The sequence below is a fragment of the uncultured Leptotrichia sp. genome, from assembly GCF_938036635.1.
Taxonomy (GTDB): domain Bacteria; phylum Fusobacteriota; class Fusobacteriia; order Fusobacteriales; family Leptotrichiaceae; genus Leptotrichia; species Leptotrichia hongkongensis.
Genome location: NZ_CALHQO010000400.1, coordinates 1 through 4,793, shown reverse-complemented (window position 1 = coordinate 4,793; position 4,793 = coordinate 1). Strand labels below are relative to the sequence as shown.

Here is a 4,793-nt window from a genome sequence, read left to right as displayed (position 1 = left end):
GCGGGCTCAGCGCGCGGTCGGAATGACACCGGCCGGCTGAAGTAGCATTCATGGCAATATTAATTTTACCAACATATTTTGCGAACAAGAAAAAGAAAAAACAAAAAGCTGAACTGATGGAAAGCTTGAAAGTTGGAGATAAAATAACGACAGTCGGAGGTATACAAGGAACTATTGTAAATATTTTAACAGAAACTGTAGAAATGAAAATAGATAAGAATGCTAGAATGACAGTTCTAAAATCGGCAGTAGACAAAATCGAAAAAAAATAAAATTGGTATTAGATATTATAATAAAAAAATAGGAGGAAAAAAATGAAAAGAATATTGTTATTACTATTACTTTTTGTGAGTGCGATTACATTTTCTGATACTTTGAAAAATATATCATACAATAATGGAAAAGTTATAGGAACATTTAGAGAAAATAAGCAAATTATGCCAAATGCATCAGTTACAAAACTAGGAAATGAAGATATTTTAATGCTAAGTTTTCCAAACAGTGAAATGGAAAGCAATGTTCAGGCATTTATTAATCAAAATGACCAGTATATAAGCAAAGTTTATACAACTCAAAGAAATGGAATGGTTGTTGTTTACGTTTACTTAAAACCATCTGTAACTTATCAAGTTGTAAGTAGAACTGGACAATTTCAAGTAACGTTAGATGGTGGAAAAACAGCATCAAGAAATAATAATTCACAAACATCAAGATATAATACAACAACACAAAGTCAATCAACTGCTAATACACAAACAGTACAAACGCAAACACAAAGACAGTCAAATACTTATACTCCTACTGGAAATAAAAAGTATACGATTGTTGTAGATCCAGGACATGGTGGACATGATTCAGGAGCAAGAGGAAATGGTTACAATGAAAAAGATATAGCATTACAAGTAGCAACAAGGCTAGCTAATAATCTAAGACAAGATTTTAATGTTATTATAACAAGAAATTCAGACTTTTTTGTACCGTTAGATACAAGAGCAAAAATTGGAAATGATGCAAATGCAGACTTTTTTGTAAGTATCCACTTAAACTCAAGTTCAAGTTCGTCAGCAAATGGAACAGAAGTATTCTACTATAGCAAAAAAGATCAAGGAAGCTATGCCGCACAAGTAGCAAAATTTGAAAATAGAGTTGATGGAAGTTATGGAGATGTGCCATTTTCAGACTTTATCTTAAATGATATTTTTTATAGAAAAAATCAAAAAACAAGTCAAGCTATAGCTGAAACTGTACTAGATAATCTTATTAATACAACAGGATTAAGAAGAAGAGGAGTATTTGGAGCAAACTTTGCAGTACTTCGTGGAAGTAACTCACCATCAATACTTGTGGAATTAGGATTTATGAATAATTATTCTGATTTATCACACTACTTGACACCAGAAGGTCAAGAAAGTGCAGCAAGTGCTATTGGTAATGCAATAAGAAGATACTTTAGATAACAGGGATATTATCCAAATTAGGAGAAATTTATGCCGAAAAAAGAAAAATTGAAAGAAAAGCCTAAAAAGAAAAAAGGTCTTTTAAACAGTAATTTTTTAGTAACATTACTTTTTTTAATAACAGTTGCAGTAGTTGCAACAAACCGTTATGATAGAAGACATAGAAGTAAGATTCATGTAGAAGTGGATAAAAATTTGGTGCAGGAAACAACACAGGAAGAAGAGATTCAGAATAAAATCTCAATATTCGTATATGATCCTGCTACAAAGACTGTCAATGAAAGAGAAATTACAGTTCCGCGTCAAATGAACCTTATAGAAGGAGATTTTATAAATGGGATTATTAGAAATTCAAATTATATTTCTGAAGATATGAAATTTAGAAGTGCATATAATTTAAGAATTGATAATGTAAATACGACAGTTGTAAAATTAAATGCAGCATTTGCAAATTTAAAAAAAGATACTGAATTGTTTAATGGATTTTCTCAGGCAGTAACAAATACAATTTTAAAAAATTTTCCAAATATTCAAAGTGTTATAATTCAAATAGATGGTGAAACAAGTACTAGATAAATTATAATCTGGTTGATAAATCTTATATAAAACTTGTATAATAAAGGATATGATTTAAAATAAATTTGTGTAAAATAATAAATTTAAGTTGTTTTGATATTACTTAATATTAGAACAACTTTTATTTTTTAGATAAGTATTTATTTAAAAAATAATAGAAAAATAAAGTATTATGTGATATAATATTTAAATGACTAAAAAGACAGAAAGGAAGATAAATAATGGGATTGAGAAATCATAAGAAGGCAATTCAAATCACCTCAGCAGTTATGATAGCGATATTTGGAATATCGATGCTTGTTACTGGAATATTATTTTTGAAAAATAATGTTTTTGGAGCAGCAAATCACAGAGAAGTAATTGCAACAGTGAATGGAACAAAAATTTATCGTGATGATTTTGAAAGGGAAGTATACTCTCTAAAAAATCAATTAAAAGAAATAAATCAGCAAAAGATACAGCAGTTATCACAAGTAGGAGTAAGTGCTGACAATATAAAGGATATTCCAGATAATATTATAAATGAATATGTACTGCAACTTATAATTAATAAGGAAGTGTTGCTTTCATCGGCTAAAGAAATTGGAATAAAGATAAGTAATGCAACTGTAAATCAAGATTTTGAAAGTTACCAAAAACAATCAAAACTTGGAAGAAAAGAATTCGCTCAATATTTAACATCAGTAGGATACAATGTTTCATCATTTAAAAAATCAATAAAAGATCAAAAAACTATTGAAAAAATGAGAGAAAAATTATTTTCAAATGATAAAATTACAGATGAAGAAATTAAAAAAGCTTATGAGAGAAATAAATATACACAAGCTTTTGCAAATCAAGATTTTGAAGATGTAAAAGATCAGATTAAAGAAAATATGACGCAAGATAAAGATATTATGATTTTAAATTCATACCTTGCAAAAGCTAAGCAAAAAGCAAAAATTGAATTTAAAGACAAAGAATTTGAAAAAATGTATGCTAGAATGACAACTGTTGTAGCACAAAATGGGGAATATAAATATACAAATGAAGCAGTAAATGAACAGATTGTAAACTCTGTTTCACAAACACAGCAAGGATATTCAGAAAAATTAGTAAATGATTTGAAGGCAACATTAAAGACAAATTTAGATAAATTTGTAAAAATTTCAAATAAAGCTAAAGCAGCTGGGATAAAAGCAGATCCTGATTTAGTGGGTGTAGATCAGCTAAGAGATTATTCTCAAAAATATTACAATTATTTGATAGACACATATAAACCTGATGATGCCACATTACAAGCCAGATTTAATTCTAAGAAAGAAAGCTATAATATTCCAAATAGCATAAGTGGTTATGTAATTGGAGAAGAATATCAAGCTGGACAAAGTGATTTTGATGCAGCTAAAAAACAGGCTGAAGATATTATGAAAACAACAACTAAAGATAATTTTGCAGCAAAAGCCAAAGAGTTTTCGAAAGATCCAGGTTCAGCAAATAATGGTGGAAGTTTAGGAGAGACAGCTGATTTATCACAACTTGTTCCAGAATTTTCAAATGCAGTAAGAAGTGGTAAGGCTGGAGATATTGTAGGACCAATAAAAACACAATTTGGTTATCATATTATCTATATTCAAAGCAAAGATCCTAAAAATGAAAATGTTGCAAAAGTTAGTCACATTTTGATAACACCAACTATTTCTGAAGCTTCAAAACAAAAAGTTATCAAAAAAGTTCAAGACTTAAAAGCTGAAATTGAAAGCAAAAAAGTTGCATGGAGCACAGTTGAAAAACAAGATAAATATAAATTTAGCGTAAAAGAAAGATTTAAAAAAATGGTTAAATCTGATGCAATTCCTGGAATTGGAAAAAATGACGAGTTAATGAATCAAATATTTGGACTACAATTAAATGGAATTCTTGAAAGAAATGATACGACAGGATATTACTTAATTACAAAAACATCAGAAGTACCATTTACACCAGCAACATTTGAAAATTCAAAAGAACGTGTAAGATTAGAACTTGCACATGAATATGCAGATAAGCAATTAGAAATTATCTAGTAAGGTTACTTTAAATTCGAATCGAAAAATTATCATTATCTTCAAATTTTAAAAATGTTTAATTTTATCAGTTCGATGTTAAAGAGATTTAGATGTAAATAAAGATATTATAATAAACTGTTTTAAATACTAAAAATATTTGAAACAGTTTTTATTTTTGGAATTTGATAAAGATTAGGAGCTATAATGAGTTATATTGAAAATCTTGAAAGTGTGAATAAAAAAATGGTTGTGGAAGAAAAAGGCTTAAAAATAACAGATGATGCTATTTTACTTTCAAAATTTATAAAAGGATATTTTGATACAAATTACAAAAATACGAGGGAGAAAAAGACCTTTTTAGAAATTGGTTCAGGGCAGGGTGTAATTTCACTATTGCTTTCTGAAACAGCTATTGTTTCAAAAATTTTTGCAGTAGAAATACAAGAGGAAATTTTTAAAATACTAAAAAAAAATGTAGAAATAAATAAGTTAAATGACAAAATAATTCCTATTAACAAAGATATAAAGAGCATTGAAGGAGAATACAATTTTATTTTTTCAAACCCTCCGTATAAAAAAATAAATTCTGGAAAAATGCCAAGAAATGAAGCAGAAAGAGTTAGTAAACATGAAGTTTTACTGACATTGGAAGAATTAATTCTAGAAATAAAAAGACTTTTAAAAAATCATGGAGAATTTTTTGTAATTGTGCCAAATGATAGATTGAATGATG

5 protein-coding genes are annotated in these 4,793 nt (G+C 28.0%); all 5 read left to right on the top strand.

The window, feature by feature from the left end:
- Positions 1–50: 50 nt before the first annotated feature.
- Positions 51–272, top strand: coding sequence for a preprotein translocase subunit YajC (yajC, locus tag Q0370_RS08025; RefSeq protein ID WP_299574377.1), 222 nt, complete (start codon positions 51–53; stop codon positions 270–272).
- Between the two features lie 42 nt (positions 273–314).
- Complete coding sequence (locus Q0370_RS08020) at positions 315–1,457, top strand: N-acetylmuramoyl-L-alanine amidase (protein WP_299574375.1); 1,143 nt, start codon at positions 315–317, stop codon at positions 1,455–1,457.
- A gap of 30 nt (positions 1,458–1,487) precedes the next feature.
- On the top strand, positions 1,488–2,033 hold the full coding sequence (locus tag Q0370_RS08015) for a GerMN domain-containing protein (RefSeq protein ID WP_299574373.1): 546 nt from the start codon (positions 1,488–1,490) through the stop codon (positions 2,031–2,033).
- Between the two features lie 221 nt (positions 2,034–2,254).
- Positions 2,255–4,078, top strand: coding sequence for a peptidylprolyl isomerase (locus Q0370_RS08010; RefSeq protein ID WP_299574371.1), 1,824 nt, complete (start codon positions 2,255–2,257; stop codon positions 4,076–4,078).
- Positions 4,079–4,264: 186 nt separating this feature from the next.
- Positions 4,265–4,793 (top strand): methyltransferase (locus Q0370_RS08005; RefSeq protein WP_299574368.1); only part of this gene is annotated, 529 nt, incomplete at its 3' end.